The organism is Streptomyces sp. NPDC005483 (assembly GCF_040606035.1).
Taxonomy (GTDB): Bacteria; Actinomycetota; Actinomycetes; order Streptomycetales; family Streptomycetaceae; genus Streptomyces.
Genome location: NZ_JBEXEA010000004.1, coordinates 248,904 through 262,200, shown reverse-complemented (window position 1 = coordinate 262,200; position 13,297 = coordinate 248,904). Strand labels below are relative to the sequence as shown.

Sequence of the window (13,297 nt, the reverse complement as noted above, 5' to 3'; positions counted from 1 at the left end):
AGACACCACCCCGACCAGCGATCACCGGCACACGCGTTGGCATCGCCTCGGCGATGTCGACAGCGGTGCGGGCGCTCCGCGCCCTGAACCTGATACGGCTCCCTACCCGATCACCTCCGCCGTCTTGTAGTCGGCGCCCTTCGGTGCCAGGCACACGAACCAGTTGTAGGGGGAGCCCGCCGCCGACCGGATCGCCGGGACGTCGGTGCCGGTCGCGGAGCCGGCCTTCTCCACCACCGTCGCCGTCTCGTTCGTCCAGGTGCAGTTGACGCGTTGGGCGGTCTTGGCGACGTAGCCGATGACGAGCCGTACGTCCGCCTTGGCGTCGGGCTGGAGCGGGAGCGAGCCGGAGATGAGGTCGGTGCCGGTCATGGTGTCCGACTCGGGGACCGTGTTCTCCATGACCTTCGTGGTCCTGTCGCCGTAGGCACGGTGGACGAAGTAGGTGACCTTGCCGATGAGGTCGGAGGCCTTGTGGGCGTCCGGCGGGGTCTCACCGCGCGAGGCCATGGCGGCGCGCTGGGCCTCTGCCTGCTTCTCGTCCCGCGGGGCCGACCACACGTCGATCAGGACCCGCCACTCGGTGCCCTGGTCGGTGCCGGTCGCCAGCGTGGTGCGCAGGGCCTTGGAGGGGTCGGCGGCGGCCGGGACGGACGGCCGGGTCGCCACCTGCCCGCCGTCCCCGCCCGGCAGCCCCGCCACCGCGAGCGTCGCGGAGGAGCCCGCGAGCACCAGTGCCGTGGCCGCGGCCACCGCCCAGCGGCGGGCCCGGCGCCTGCGGCCACCGCGGAGCACGGCCTGGTAGGGGGCTATGCCGATCTCGACCTCGTCGGCGGCGTCGGCCAGCAGGAGGGCGATGTCGCTGTCGTTCATGTGGTGGCTCTTCTCCCGGTCCGCGCTCATCACTTCCGCCCTCCCTGGGTCACCATGTCGGCCAGTCCGGGTATGGCGCGAAGTTTCGCGATCCCCTTGGCCGCGTTGCTCTTCACCGAGCCGACCGAGCAGCCCATCGCCTCGGCCGTCTGGGTCTCGGTCAGGTCCTCCCAGTACCGCAGGACCACCGCCTCCCGCTGCCGTGGCGGCAGTTGGGCCAGCGCCGTCAGCAGGGCCCCGCGGTCGTCGGCCTGGGCCATGCGGTCACCGGTGTCGGCGATCTCGCGCACCAGGCCCGAGTCGTCCCCCCGCGCCAGGAACTCCTTGAGCCTCCTGCGGTGCCTGCGCGCGTGCGCGTTGATCATCACGCGCCGTACATACGCCTCCGGATCGTCCGCCGAGCCGACCCTGCGCCAGGCCACATAGGCCTGTTCGAGCGTCGTCTGGACCAGGTCCTCCGCGGCGTGCTGCTCCCCCGTGAGGAGAAATGCCGTCCGCATCAGCCGCGGCCAGCGGCCGATGACAAAGCTCTGGAACTCCTCGTCCCGAGCCTGTTTCCGATCCCCCATGGGCACCTCCTAGATGTCTGAAGGAGTCCATGAGCGGCCCGGACCGTTGCCTCACCCGGCAGGAATTCTTCTAGGCAGCCACACCACCATCAGCGCCAGCCCGCAGAGCAGCACCCCCGCCCCCACCCGGAAGGCCAGCGCGTACCCCTCCGTCAGCGCCTCCGGCGAGCCCGCACCCCCCGTCCGGGCCGCCGCGAGTGTCGACAGGACCGCGAGCCCCAGCGAACCGCCCATCGTGCGCGAGGTGTTGACCAGCCCCGACACCAGCCCGGCCTCTCCCGGTGCCGCCCCCGACGTGGCCAGCGAGGCGAGCGGGGTCGAGGCGAGACCCGCGCCCAGCATCATCAGGATCCCGGGTCCCATGATCGAGGTGAGGTAGCCGCCGTCCGCGGTCATCGTCGACTGCCAGCCGTAGCCGGTCAGCGCGACGAGCGTCCCCAGAGCCGCCACCCGGCGCGCCCCGAGCCGGTGCATGAGGCGGGGCGCGAGCTTGGATCCGAGCACGATCGCCAGGGAGCTCGGCAGCATGGAGAGCCCGGCTTCGAGCGGGGAGTATCCGAGGACGTTCTGAGCGTAGAGCGTGATGAAGTACCACGTGCAGAACAGGCTGCCTTCGGCACTGGGAGCCGCTCAGGAACTCCCCCAGAGGGGGCACCCCCAGCGTTCGCCGACGCCACCGCGCGCACCCTGAGCAGGCCGAGCGGCATCAGCGGGGCCGTCGTACGCGACTCGACGACGAGGAAGCCCGCCACCAGCGCGAGCCCGACGGCCAGCGGGACCAGGGTGGCGGCCGCCGTCCACCCCTCGGCCTCGGTCTGCGAGATGCCGTAGGCCAGCACCGCCAGTCCGCCGGTCACCAGCAGCGCTCCCGGCAGGTCGAGGCGCCGTCCGTCCCCGCTACGGCTCTCGGTCAGCCAGAGCAGGGAGCCCAGCAGGACCACCGCGCCGACCGGCACGTTGATCAGCAGCACCCAGCGCCAGGACAGGGTGTCGACGAGGAGTCCGCCGACGAAGCCCCCGGCCGCGCCGCCGCCTGCTCCGACGGCCGTCCAGGTGGCGATGGCCCGGGCCCGCGCGGGCCCCTCCGGGACGGCGGAGGTGACGATCGTCAGGGTCGCGGGGGCCAGCACCGCGGCGCCGAGGCCCTGCAAGGTCCGGGCAAGCAGCAGTTCCCCGCCCTGCTGGGCCAGGCCGCCGGCCAGCGAGGCGACCGTGAACAGGCCGAGGCCGACCAGGAACATCCGCTTGCGGCCGTAGAGGTCACCGGCCCGGCCGCCGAGGAGCATGAACCCGGCGAAGGCGATGGAGTACGCGTTGACGACCCACTGGAGTCCGGATGCGCTCATGCCCAGGTCGGCGCGCATGGACGGCAGCGCCACGTTGACGACGGACACGTCGAGGACGACCAGGAACTGGCCCGCGCACGCCAGTGCCACCACCAGCCAGGCGGGCGGAGCCGACCGGGTGCGGCGGGATCTGCGGGCGACTTCGGCGGCTTCCAGCATGGCCGCCATGGTCTCAACCCGGCTCCGCTTTCCCAAGAGAATATAAAGAAATCGTTAGTATGCCGAAGCATCGGAATAGTTGCCCATGCATACGTAGTTCAAGCCACACGTAAGCCGATCTTCCAGGCCCGGAGGCCTTCCTCACATGACGCACACGCCGACCGACCAGCCCACCCGGAGAGCGTCCGGCGCTGTCGTCCCGGTGCTCGCCTTCGCGGGCATCGTGGTCGCGGTGATGCAGACCCTGCTCGTCCCGGTCATCAAGGACCTGCCGCAGCTGCTGGACACCGAGCCCAGCAACGCCACCTGGGTCCTGACATCCACCCTGCTCTCGGGCGCCGTCGCCACCCCGATCATGGGCCGCCTCGGCGACCTGTACGGCAAGCGCCGGCTGCTCATCCTCAGCCTCGCCGTGATGGTCGTGGGCGCCCTGGTCAGCGCCCTCACCAGCGACCTGCTCACGATGATCGCCGGGCGCACCCTCCAGGGCTTCGCCATGGGCGCGATCCCCCTCGGCATCGGCCTGATGCGCGACATGCTGCCGCGCGAGAAGCTCGGCTCGGCCATGGCCCTGATGAGCTCCTCGATCGGCGTCGGCGGCGGCCTCGCACTGCCGCTCGCGGCCCTGATCGCGCAGCACGCCGACTGGCACGCCCTCTTCTACGGTGCCGCGGGCCTCGGCGCCCTCGCGATCGTCCTCACCCTCCTCGTCGTGCCGGAGTCCCCGGCGCGCGCCGAAGGCACCTTCGACGTCCTGGGGGCGATCGGCCTCTCCACCGGTCTCGTCCTCTTCCTGCTGCCGATCACCAAGGGCAGCGACTGGGGCTGGACCTCGGGCACCACGCTCGGCCTCTTCGCCGCCGCCGCGGTCGTGCTCGTCCTGTGGGGCGTCATGGAGCTGCGACTGAAGGCCCCGCTGGTCGACCTGCGCACCACGGCCCGCCCGGCCGTCCTCTTCACCAACCTGGCGTCGATCATGGTCGGTGTCTCCTTCTACGTCGTCTCGCTGGTCCTTCCCCAGCTCCTCCAGCTCCCCAAGGCGACCGGCTACGGCCTGGGCCAGTCGATGGTCACCGCGGGCCTGCTGGTCGCTCCGCTGGGTCTGACGATGATGCTCACGGCGCCGGTCTACGCCCGGCTGTCGGCGAAGTACGGCCCCAAGGTCACCCTCATCCTCGGCATGCTGATCATCGCGATCGGCTACGGCGCGGGCCTCGGCCTCATGAGCGCGGCCTGGCAGAGCCTCGTGATCGCGGTGGTCCTCGGCGCCGGCATCGGGCTCGCCTACTCCTCGCTGCCCGCCCTGATCGTCGGCGCGGTGCCGGCGTCGGAGACGGGTGCGGCGAACGGGCTCAACACCCTGATGCGCTCCATCGGTACGTCCGTGTCGAGCGCCGTGATCGGGATGGTGCTGGCGAACACGGCGAACAACGTCGGCGGCGTCGCGGTGCCGACCATGCACGGCTTCCGGGTGTCCTTCCTCATCGCGACCGGTGCGGTGGCCGTCGGCCTCCTGATGGCACTGTTCCTGCCGAAGCCGAACAAGGCGCCGCAGCTCCGGGCCACCAGTGAGGAGGAGGCGGCCATCGAGCGCGCCGAGGAGGTGCTGCGGGGCTTCCGTGGCCGTGTCCTGGACGCCTCCGGCACTCCCGTCGCCCGCGCCAAGGTCACGCTGATCGACCGCCGGGGCCGGCAGGCGGGCGCCACGCTCTCCGCCGACGACGGCTCGTACGTCCTTGCCGTCCCCACCCAGGGCGCCTACGTCCTCGCCGCCCGCGCCACCGGCCACGGCCCCCTGGCCTCCTCGGCCACCCACACGGGCGACGACCGCCCTGTCGACCTGGACCTGGCCCTGCCGGGCGAGACGGTCACGGCCTGACCGAAAAGTCGCCTGACCGCGCCCTCGCCCCGCACCCGGGGCGGGGGCGCGTCGCGTCGGGGGCGCCTGGAAGGCCGTAGGACCGACGGGGCCCACTGCGTGCCCGCCCGAAGCGTGCTCGCGCCCGTCGAACCCGCACCCACCCGCGGCACCGTCGGAAACGGCCGCGAGGCCGGGGTTCGGTCCGGCCCGCCCGACGACCAAGGCGGGCGTCCTCCTGACGACGCCCCCTGCCACCTGCCGCCCCGCCTTCGCCGTACGTTCCTCACCCCCTGTCCCCCCTCGGGCGGAGGGTGCGGCAGCATGGGGTCCGGAGGGGCGTACGGCGGCATGGCGGTCGTACGGCGTCTGCCCACACGTACGACCGAGAGGAACCCCATGGCCGCGGCCGCACCCAAGCCCGAGATCCTGGCCGCCTTCGGGGCCGCGAAAGGGTTCATGCCGGTCGGCGAGGGACTGGCCCTCTACGCGGCCGCCCTGGACGCGGGACGGCTCGGGCTGCCGCTTCTGGAAGTCGGAACGTACTGCGGCCGTTCCGCGATCCTGCTCGGTGCCGCGGCCCGGGAGGCCGGGGTCACCGCACTGACCGTCGACCATCACCGCGGCAGCGAGGAGCAGCAGCCGGGGTGGGAGTACCACGATCCGGAGACCGTCGATCCCGAGCTCGGGGTGATGGACACGCTGCCGACCTTCCGCAGGACCCTCCACCGGGCCGGGCTGGAGGAGCACGTGGTCGCCCTGGTCGGCCGTTCTCCGCAGATCGCGAAGATCTGGGGCACCCCTCTCGGCCTGGTCTTCGTCGACGGTGGTCACACCGACGAGCACGCGAACGCCGACTACGAGGGCTGGGCCCCGCACGTGGCCGAGGGCGGGCTGCTCGTCATCCATGACGTGTTCCCGGAGCCGGAGGACGAGTTCACCGGTCAGGCGCCGTACCGCGTGTACCTCCGGGCCCTTGCTTCCGGCGCCTTCACGGAGGTCTCGGCAACCGACTCGCTGCGGGTGTTGCGGCGGACGCGGGCGGGGATCTGAGGGCGGGGCTAGAGTCGCAGTCGTGTCGTACGCAGGCCCTGAATTCGAGACCCCCCAGCCCCGCCGCCCCCGGCGTCGGCCGCTGGCCCTCTCCCTCGCCGTGCTCGTGCCGGGCGCGCTGCTCGGGTGGCTGGTGTACGAGGGGGTGAGCGGGGCGGCCGACGGCAACGGGACGGCGGCCGCGGCGAGTCCGCGGGCGAGCGCTCCGCCGACCGCCTCCTCCACCACCGCCGACGACAAGGCACCGTCCGCCTCACTCAGGGGCAAGGTCGTCGTCATCGACCCGGGGCACAACCTCACCAACTTCCGGCACCCGGCCGAGATCAACCGCAAGGTGGACATCGGCACCAACCGCAAGGAGTGCGACACGACGGGGACGTCGACCAACTCCGGTTACGCGGAGGCCAAGTTCACCCTCGACGTCGCCCACCGGCTGCGCACCCTGCTGGAGCGGCAGGGCGCGACGGTGAAACTGACGCAGGACGGCGGCCGGCCGTTCGGCCCCTGTGTGGACGAGCGGGCCAGGATCGGCAACAAGGCGAAGGCCGACGCGGTGGTGTCGATCCACGCGGACGGCGCGGGCGCCGGGCAGCGCGGCTACCACGTGATCCTTCCGGGCCGCGTCCACAAGGGCATCGCCGACACCCGCCGGATCGCCGCCCCCTCCGCCGAACTCGGGAAACTGATCGCGACCGACTTCGGCCACGCGACGCACACCAGACCCTCCAACTACATCGGCCACGGCACCGGTCTCGACACCCGCACCGACCTGGGCGGCCTCAACCTGTCAAAGGTTCCCAAGGTGTTCATCGAATGCGGCAACATGCGCGACAGCAAGGACGCGGCGCTGCTCACCAGCAAGGCGTGGCGGCAGAAGGCGGCGCAAGGGATCTCTGAGGGAATCGTGAGATTCCTGCGCGGGTGACGATCAGGGCGCTGAACCCGTCGTACGCTCCGCCCGGGCGGGCGATAGGGTCTACCGACGATGAGACGACCTACAAAGGACTTGACGTGAATATCCGCTCCCTCACTCGAGGCGACGGCGTGGTGATCGGTGCAGCGGTGTTGCTGTTCATCGCGTCGTTCCTGGATCTGTACTCGGTCGACGGAGCCCCCGACGACGCCGATCTCCCCAGCGCCTGGGCGAGCGGTCCGGTCGTGATGGGGGTGGTCCTCGCGGGCATCATCGGCGCCGCTCTCGTCGTCCTGTCGCGCGGTCTGTCGCAGCTCCCCAAGGTGGCGGGCCTCGACCTCGGCCAGGTCGGCGCCGCGTTCACGGTCTTCGCCGCCTGGAGCGCGCTCGGGAACGTCTTCGACCCGCTCAGCGCCGCGGACTACGGCTCCAGTTCGGACACCGTCAGCGCCGGCATCGGACTGATCCTCGCTCTCGTCGCCACCTTGGTCATGGCCGCGGCCGCCATCGCCACTCCCCTCGTCCCCGCCCTGCAGGCCGGCCTCGTCCCGGCCCCGAAGCCGGTCCAGCCGCAGCCCTACGGCGCTCAGCCCCCCGGTGGTTACGGCTACCCGGGCGCCCAGCAGCAGGGGCAGCCGGGCCAGCAGGGGCAGCAGCCGTACGGCGGTCAGCCGCAGCCGGGGCAGCCCTTCGGTGCGCAGCCCCAGCCCCAGGCGCAGGCCCCGCAGCCGCCGGCCGCGGAGTTCTCGCCGTTCTGGTTCGCCGTGCCGGTGCCGCGTCCGCTGTTCGCGGAGGACGGTTCGCCGACGCCGATCGCCGAACTCGCCCCGGGTACCTGGTACCTGGCGGTCGAGCAGCGCGGTCCGAGTCTGGTCGCGCAGACGCAGGACGGCCGCCGCGGTGTGCTGCAGGACACGAGCGGTATCCAGCGCGGCTGAGCCCTTCGAGGTCGTACGACGGCCCCTCGCCCCTTCCGGGCGGGGGGCCGTTGCCGTACATTCGCGAGCGATCGCGAAGAGCTGACGAATCGTCAGGAGGCGTCGTGCGACTCGGCCTTACGCTCGGCTACTGGGGCCGCGGCCCCTCCCCCGACCAGGTGCCGCTGGCCCAGGAGGCGGAGCGGCTCGGCTATCACTCGGTGTGGACGGCCGAGTCGTGGGGGTCGGACGTGTTCACGCCGCTCACCTGGATCGCGGCGCGGACCTCAACGATCAGGCTGGGTACGGCGGTTGCACAGATGGCCGCACGGTCGCCGACCACCACCGCCATGCACGCCCTCACCCTGGACCATCTCTCCGGCGGGCGGGTCATGCTCGGCCTCGGACTGTCCGGGCCACAGGTCGTCGAGGGCTGGTACGGCCGTCCGTTCCCCAAGTCGCCGCTGACCGCGACCCGGGAGTACGTCGACGTCGTACGGCAGGTGCTGAGGCGTCAGGCGCCGGTCGAGGTGGACGGGCGTTTCCACTCCCACCCCTACCGGGGCGAGGACGGCACCGGGCTCGGCAAGGCGCTCAAGCCGATCACCCATCCCCTGCGCGCCGATCTGCCGATCCTCCTCGGTGCCGAGGGGCCGAAGAACATCGCCCAGACCACCCGGATCGCGGACGGCTGGCTGCCGTTGTACTGGTCGCCGAACCGGCCCGAGGTCTACGAAGCCTCGCTCACCGAAGCCCCGGAGGGGTTCCTCGTCGCCCCCATGGCCCAGGTGCGGGTCTGCGACGACGTGGCCGAAGGGCTGCTGCCCGTCAAGACGATGCTCGGCTTCTACATCGGCGGAATGGGCCACGCGGCCCGCAACTTCCACGCCGACCTGATGGCCCGCATGGGGTACGAGGAGCAGGCGCGCAGGATCCAGCGGCTCTTCCTCGAGGGCCGCCGCGAGGAGGCGGTGCTCGCGGTGCCGGACGCGTTCGCCGACGAGATCTCCCTGGTCGGCCCCCGCGAACGCATCGCCGAGCGGCTGGAGTCGTGGCGCAAGGGGCCGGTGACGGACCTGCTGGCGCTGGCCCCGGACCGGGAGTCGCTGCGCGTGCTGGCCGAACTCAACGTGTGACGCCGGGTTTCGTCAAGGAATTCGGGGCCATTCGAACACCATGTCCACTGTATCTCGCCGCGGTTCCAATTCCGCCGGGACGGTCATAGCGGTCGTCGCCGACATCATGGCCTTCATCCTGGGCCTGTGGATCCTGATGTACCTGCTGGACGCCAACCGTGCGAACGACTTCGTGCAGTTCATCCACGACGCCGCTCGCTGGCTCGCCGGCTGGTCCTACAACCTCTTCACCTTCGACGAGGCCTGGGCCCGAGTGGTCGCGGGCTACGGCTTGGCAGCCGTCGTGTACCTGTTCGTGGGCCACGCGATCGCCAACCGGGCACATCGCCACTGAGACGTGCCCCGTAGGGGCAGCGGGGAACTGCGCGACAGCGACTGACACCACGCACTCGCTGTCGCGCAGAACCCCCGGGCGCTCAGGCGCAGCAGTCCGGGTCCAGCCCGACCGGCATCCGGTCCCCGCCGAAAACGGCACACGTGGCCTCGTGGCCGCCCAGCGCGGCGACGGCCAGCAGTAGCGACCCCGCCGTCCACGTGGTCAGTTCCCGAGGCCACACCGCCCCGTCCTCGAACACGTACCCGGTCCAGTACAACCCGCTCTCCGCGTCCCGCAGATGCTGGATCGACTGCAGGATCTCCAGAGCCCGGTCGGACTCGCCCATCACCCACAGGGCCAGGGCCAGTTCGGCCGACTCCCCGCCCGTCACCCACGGGTTGGGGACGACACAGCGCACCCCGAGACCGGGTACGACGAACCGCTCCCAGCCCTCCTCGACACGGGACTTGGCCTCCGCACCGGTCAACGCCCCGCCCAGGACCGGGTAGTACCAGTCCATGGAGTAGCGGTCCTTGTCGAGGAAGCGTTCGGGGTGTCGGCGGATCGCGTGCCGTAGCGCACCGACCGCCAACTCCCAGTCCGGCTGCGCCTCTTCGCGCTGTTCGGCGATCGCGAGCGCGCATCGCAGCGCGTGGTGGATCGAGGAGGACCCGGTGAGCAGCCCGTCGGTGACGGGCCTGCCGTCGTCCTCCCGCTTCCAGCCGATCTGCCCGCCCGGCTGCTGGAGTTCGAGGACGAACTCCATCGCGGCGTACACCGTCGGCCACATCCGGTCGAGGAACGTGTCGTCGCCGGTGGACAGGTAGTGGTGCCACACTCCCACGGCTATGTAGGCCACGAAGTTGGTCTCGCGCCCGCGGTCGGTGACCTCGGTGAAGTCCCCGTCCTGGTAGGCGGCGTACCAGGAACCGTCCTCGTTCTGGTGCCGTGCGAGCCATTCGTAGGCCCGCTCGGCCGCCTCGTGCTCGCCCGCTGCGTCCAGCGCCATGGCGGCCTCGGTGTGGTCCCACGGGTCGAGGTGGTGCCCGCGGAACCACGGGATGGCCCCGTCCTCGCGCTGCGCGGCCAGGATTCCGGCGACGGTCGCGGCGGCCTGCTCGGCGGTGAGGACCCCGGGCAGGACGAGGTGTTCTGTCCGGGGAGTGGTCACGAGGTGGCCACCCGCGGCAGGTGCGGCTTGGTCGCGTAGGCCACGAAGCTCTTGCCGATCAGCGGGTTGAGCGCCTGTTCGGCGACCCGGGTGGCCAGCGGTTTCTTCATGATGTCCCAGACCAGCAGCTTGTGGTACGCCTGCACCGGCAGCGCCTTGTCGTTGTCGACGCCGAACGCGCACTTCAGCCACCAGTACGGGGAGTGCAGGGCGTGCGCGTGGTGGGTGCCGTACGGCTTGAGACCGGCCTCGCGGATCTTCGTGAGCAGTTCGTCCGCCTTGTAGATGCGGATGTGGCCGCCCTCGACCTCGTGGTAGGCATCGGACAGGGCCCAGCAGACCTTCTCGGGGCCGTAGCGCGGGACGGTGATCGCGATCCGGCCGCCCGGCTTCAACACCCGGACCATCTCGGCGAGTACGCCCTTGTCGTCGGGGATGTGCTCCATCACCTCGGAGATGATCACGACGTCGAAGGACTCGTCGGGGAAGGGGAGGGCCAGGGCATCGCCCTCCATGGCCGTGGCGGTGGCGCCCTCGGGGGCCTCCCCGGCCTCCTTCATCGCCGCGAACCACTTGGCGACCTCGCGGATTTCGTCGGCGTTCTGGTCCAGGGCCACGACCTGCGCGCCGCGCCGGTAGCACTCGAACGCGTGCCGGCCGGCCCCGCAGCCGAGGTCCAGGACGCGGTCGCCCGGCGCGAGCGGGAACCTGGAGAAGTCGACGGTCAGCACGTGGCCCTGCTTTCGGGATAGACACCGGTGTCACTGGAGGAGGCTGCGGGGGCAGCGGCGGTCTTCGGGGCGGCGGATACGGCGCTGTCCGAGGGCGGCGCGGGAGTGTCGGTGGCGCCCACAGCACCGCCCTCCCCCGACACGGCGTCCCGTCCCCGACTCCTGGAGTCCCCGGCCCGGCCAGGACCCGGGCCGGCGTCATCCGAAGACGCGGAGGGGGCTACGTCCGTGTCGGCCGGGTCTGCCGTGGAGCGGGCGGGGGCTGCCGCCGTACGGGACTCGCCCGCCGCCCCCCGCGCACGTTCCGCCGCGGAGCGGGCCGGCGCCGCCGCCGCGCCGGCCGGGTCTGCCGTGGAGCCGGCGGAGGCTGCCACCGTACGGGACTCGCCCGCCGCCCCCCGCGCAGGTTCCGCCGCGGAGCGGGCCGGGGCTGCGGCCGTGCCGGCCGGGGCTGCCGTGGAGCGGGCCGGGACCTCCGCGCCGGCCACGTCTGCCGCCGTACCGACCGGAGTTGCCGCCGAAGGGGCCGGAGCCACCGCCGTTCCGGCCGCGGCTGCCGTGCCGCCGACCGAGCCGGCCAGGTCTGCCACCGAGCGAGCCCGGCTCGCGGCGCGGCCATGGTCCGGAACCGCCGAGCGAGCCGGGCCACCCGCGGAGCGACCCTGGCCCGGAACCCTGGAACGACCTTCGTCCGAGGCCACCGAGCGAGACGGGTCCGCTGCCGGGTGAGCCGGGCTCGCGGAGTGGCCCGGGCCCGGAACCGCCGAGCGGGACGGGTTGGTCGTCGGACCGGGCGTAGTCCCTGTCGTGGCGGCGGCCATGGCCTCCCGGTATCTGGTCACCGTTCCCTCGGCGGCGCGTGCCCAGGTGAAGTGGGAGAGCACTCGCTCGCGTCCCGCCGCGCCCAGCCGTGCCCGCAGGTCCGGGTCGCCCAGCAGCCGGCTCAGCCCTGCCGCCAGCGCGCCGGAGTCCCCCGGCGGTACCGCGAGGCAGGTCTCGCCGTCGCGTCCCGCGACCTCGGGGATCGCACCGCCCGTCGTGGCGACCAGCGGGGTTCCGGTCGCCATCGCCTCGGCGGCCGGCAGGGAGAAGCCCTCGTAGAGCGACGGCACGCAGGCGACCTCCGCCGAGCGGACCAGGTCGACGAGTTCGGCGTCGGAGATGCCCTTGACGAAGTCGACGGCGCCTTCGAGGCCGTAGCGCTCGATGGTCTGGGCGACCGGGCCCTCGGTCGGCCGCTTGCCCACGACGACCACGTGCGCCCCGGGGTGTTCCGTGCGGACCTTCGCCAGCGCCTCGACGAGGAAGACCAGGCCCTTGAGGGGGACGTCCGCGCTGGAGGTCGTGACGATCCGGCCCGGAACCACGGGGACCGACGGATCCGGCGAGAACTGGTCGGTGTCGGCGCCGATGTGGACGACGTGGACACGGTCCTCACGGACGCCGAGGTGGTCGACGATCTCCTGGCGGGAAATGCCGGAGACGGTGAGCACGGAAGGCAACCGGCGGGCCACCCGCTTCTGCATACGGGTGAAGGCGTACCAGCGGCGCTTGGACAGCCGCTGCCACCGGCCCTCGGCCGCGTCCAGCTCCAACTGCCGGTCCACGGTGATGGGGTGGTGGATGGTGGTCACCAGGGGTGCGCCGACGTCGCCCAACAGGCCGTAGCCGAGGGTCTGGTTGTCGTGGATCACGTCGAACTCACCGCTGCGGGCCCGGAGATGGCGTCGGGCCCGCAGGGAGAAGGTGAGTGGCTCCGGGAAGCCGCCGGTCCACATCGTGGCGACTTCCAGGGCGTCGATCCAGTCGCGGTACTCGTCCCGCCGCGGGGTGCGGAAGGGGTCCGGGGAGCGGTAGAGGTCCAGGCTCGGCAGCTCGGTCAGGCTCAGACCGTCGTACCCCGGGTCGAGGACCGGGTACGGCTGGGAGCCGATGACCTCGACGCGATGGCCGAGGCGGGCCAGTTCACGCGAGAGGTGCCGTACATAGACACCCTGACCGCCGCAGAACGGGTTCCCTTTGTAGGTGAGGAGCGCGATACGGAGCGGTCGCTCGCCGTCGGCGGCCGGGCTCTCGAAGGCCCCGGCCTGACTGGCCTCAGCGGTCACTCTGGGCCCCCTTCTGCCTGCATTGTCCCGCGAGATTACGACGAGAAGGTAATCTAGAACAAGTTTCAGACTTGATCGTTCAGGAGGCTCTGAATCTACCGGCAGGTAGGGGTCCTGTGAGCGGTGGATCAGGTGATTCACGCCACG

At 71.8% G+C, this 13,297-nt stretch carries 11 protein-coding genes and 1 pseudogene; 6 read left to right on the top strand and 6 right to left on the bottom strand.

Going from position 1 to position 13,297, the window contains the following annotated elements; translation table 11 throughout:
• Positions 1-102 precede the first annotated feature (102 nt).
• The 3 genes and pseudogenes from ABZT06_RS10185 to ABZT06_RS10175 all read right to left on the bottom strand — a co-directional run bounded on the left by ABZT06_RS10185 (position 103) and on the right by ABZT06_RS10175 (position 2,947).
• Entirely contained in the window at positions 103-903 is an 801-nt protein-coding gene (locus ABZT06_RS10185; protein WP_355737717.1) for a hypothetical protein, read from the bottom strand.
• A complete protein-coding gene (locus ABZT06_RS10180) occupies positions 903-1,442 on the bottom strand; it encodes a SigE family RNA polymerase sigma factor (protein WP_355737714.1) in 540 nt (179 codons plus the stop codon). Before ABZT06_RS10180 ends, ABZT06_RS10185 begins: the two co-directional genes overlap by 1 nt.
• A gap of 51 nt (positions 1,443-1,493) precedes the next feature.
• Positions 1,494-2,947, bottom strand: a pseudogene (locus ABZT06_RS10175) (MFS transporter).
• 145 nt (positions 2,948-3,092) lie between these two features.
• Between ABZT06_RS10175 and ABZT06_RS10170 the strand changes: the two are divergent.
• The 6 genes from ABZT06_RS10170 to ABZT06_RS10145 all read left to right on the top strand — a co-directional run bounded on the left by ABZT06_RS10170 (position 3,093) and on the right by ABZT06_RS10145 (position 9,158).
• Positions 3,093-4,826: an MFS transporter gene (locus ABZT06_RS10170; RefSeq protein ID WP_355737711.1), complete on the top strand. Its 1,734-nt coding sequence runs from the start codon at positions 3,093-3,095 to the stop codon at positions 4,824-4,826.
• Positions 4,827-5,204: 378 nt separating this feature from the next.
• Positions 5,205-5,858, top strand: a complete 654-nt coding sequence (locus ABZT06_RS10165) for a class I SAM-dependent methyltransferase (RefSeq protein ID WP_355738272.1) — start codon at positions 5,205-5,207, stop codon at positions 5,856-5,858.
• A 22-nt stretch (positions 5,859-5,880) separates the two neighbouring features.
• Positions 5,881-6,783 (top strand): N-acetylmuramoyl-L-alanine amidase, encoded by a 903-nt coding sequence (locus ABZT06_RS10160; protein ID WP_355737708.1) that lies wholly within the window; start codon positions 5,881-5,883, stop codon positions 6,781-6,783.
• 86 nt (positions 6,784-6,869) lie between these two features.
• Positions 6,870-7,709, top strand: coding sequence for a hypothetical protein (locus tag ABZT06_RS10155; RefSeq protein ID WP_355737706.1), 840 nt, complete (start codon positions 6,870-6,872; stop codon positions 7,707-7,709).
• Between the two features lie 104 nt (positions 7,710-7,813).
• Entirely contained in the window at positions 7,814-8,824 is a 1,011-nt protein-coding gene (locus tag ABZT06_RS10150) for an LLM class F420-dependent oxidoreductase (protein ID WP_355737703.1), read from the top strand.
• A 40-nt stretch (positions 8,825-8,864) separates the two neighbouring features.
• Positions 8,865-9,158 carry a hypothetical protein gene (locus ABZT06_RS10145; protein ID WP_355737700.1) on the top strand — a complete coding sequence of 98 codons (294 nt, stop codon included), beginning with the start codon at positions 8,865-8,867 and terminating at the stop codon, positions 9,156-9,158.
• Positions 9,159-9,240: 82 nt separating this feature from the next.
• On the opposite strand, the gene ABZT06_RS10140 is transcribed toward ABZT06_RS10145, so the two are convergent.
• Genes ABZT06_RS10140 through ABZT06_RS10130 form a run of 3 tightly spaced genes read right to left on the bottom strand, consistent with a single transcriptional unit; the run spans position 9,241 to position 13,150 of the window.
• Positions 9,241-10,311 (bottom strand): prenyltransferase/squalene oxidase repeat-containing protein, encoded by a 1,071-nt coding sequence (locus tag ABZT06_RS10140; RefSeq protein WP_355737697.1) that lies wholly within the window; start codon positions 10,309-10,311, stop codon positions 9,241-9,243.
• On the bottom strand, positions 10,308-11,042 hold the full coding sequence (locus tag ABZT06_RS10135; RefSeq protein WP_355737694.1) for a class I SAM-dependent methyltransferase: 735 nt from the start codon (positions 11,040-11,042) through the stop codon (positions 10,308-10,310). Before ABZT06_RS10135 ends, ABZT06_RS10140 begins: the two co-directional genes overlap by 4 nt.
• A complete protein-coding gene (locus ABZT06_RS10130) occupies positions 11,036-13,150 on the bottom strand; it encodes a glycosyltransferase (RefSeq protein WP_355737691.1) in 2,115 nt (704 codons plus the stop codon). Before ABZT06_RS10130 ends, ABZT06_RS10135 begins: the two co-directional genes overlap by 7 nt.
• Positions 13,151-13,297: the final 147 nt, after the last annotated feature.

Excerpts from the sequence above, each read along its gene's own strand:
- ABZT06_RS10185 (WP_355737717.1), bottom strand. The coding sequence starts at position 903 with ATGAGCGCGGACCGGGAGAAGAGCCACCACATGAACGACAGCGACATC.
- ABZT06_RS10165 (WP_355738272.1), top strand. The coding sequence starts at position 5,205 with ATGGCCGCGGCCGCACCCAAGCCCGAGATCCTGGCCGCCTTCGGGGCC.
- ABZT06_RS10180 (WP_355737714.1), bottom strand. The coding sequence starts at position 1,442 with ATGGGGGATCGGAAACAGGCTCGGGACGAGGAGTTCCAGAGCTTTGTC.
- ABZT06_RS10145 (WP_355737700.1), top strand. The coding sequence starts at position 8,865 with ATGTCCACTGTATCTCGCCGCGGTTCCAATTCCGCCGGGACGGTCATA.
- ABZT06_RS10170 (WP_355737711.1), top strand. The coding sequence starts at position 3,093 with ATGACGCACACGCCGACCGACCAGCCCACCCGGAGAGCGTCCGGCGCT.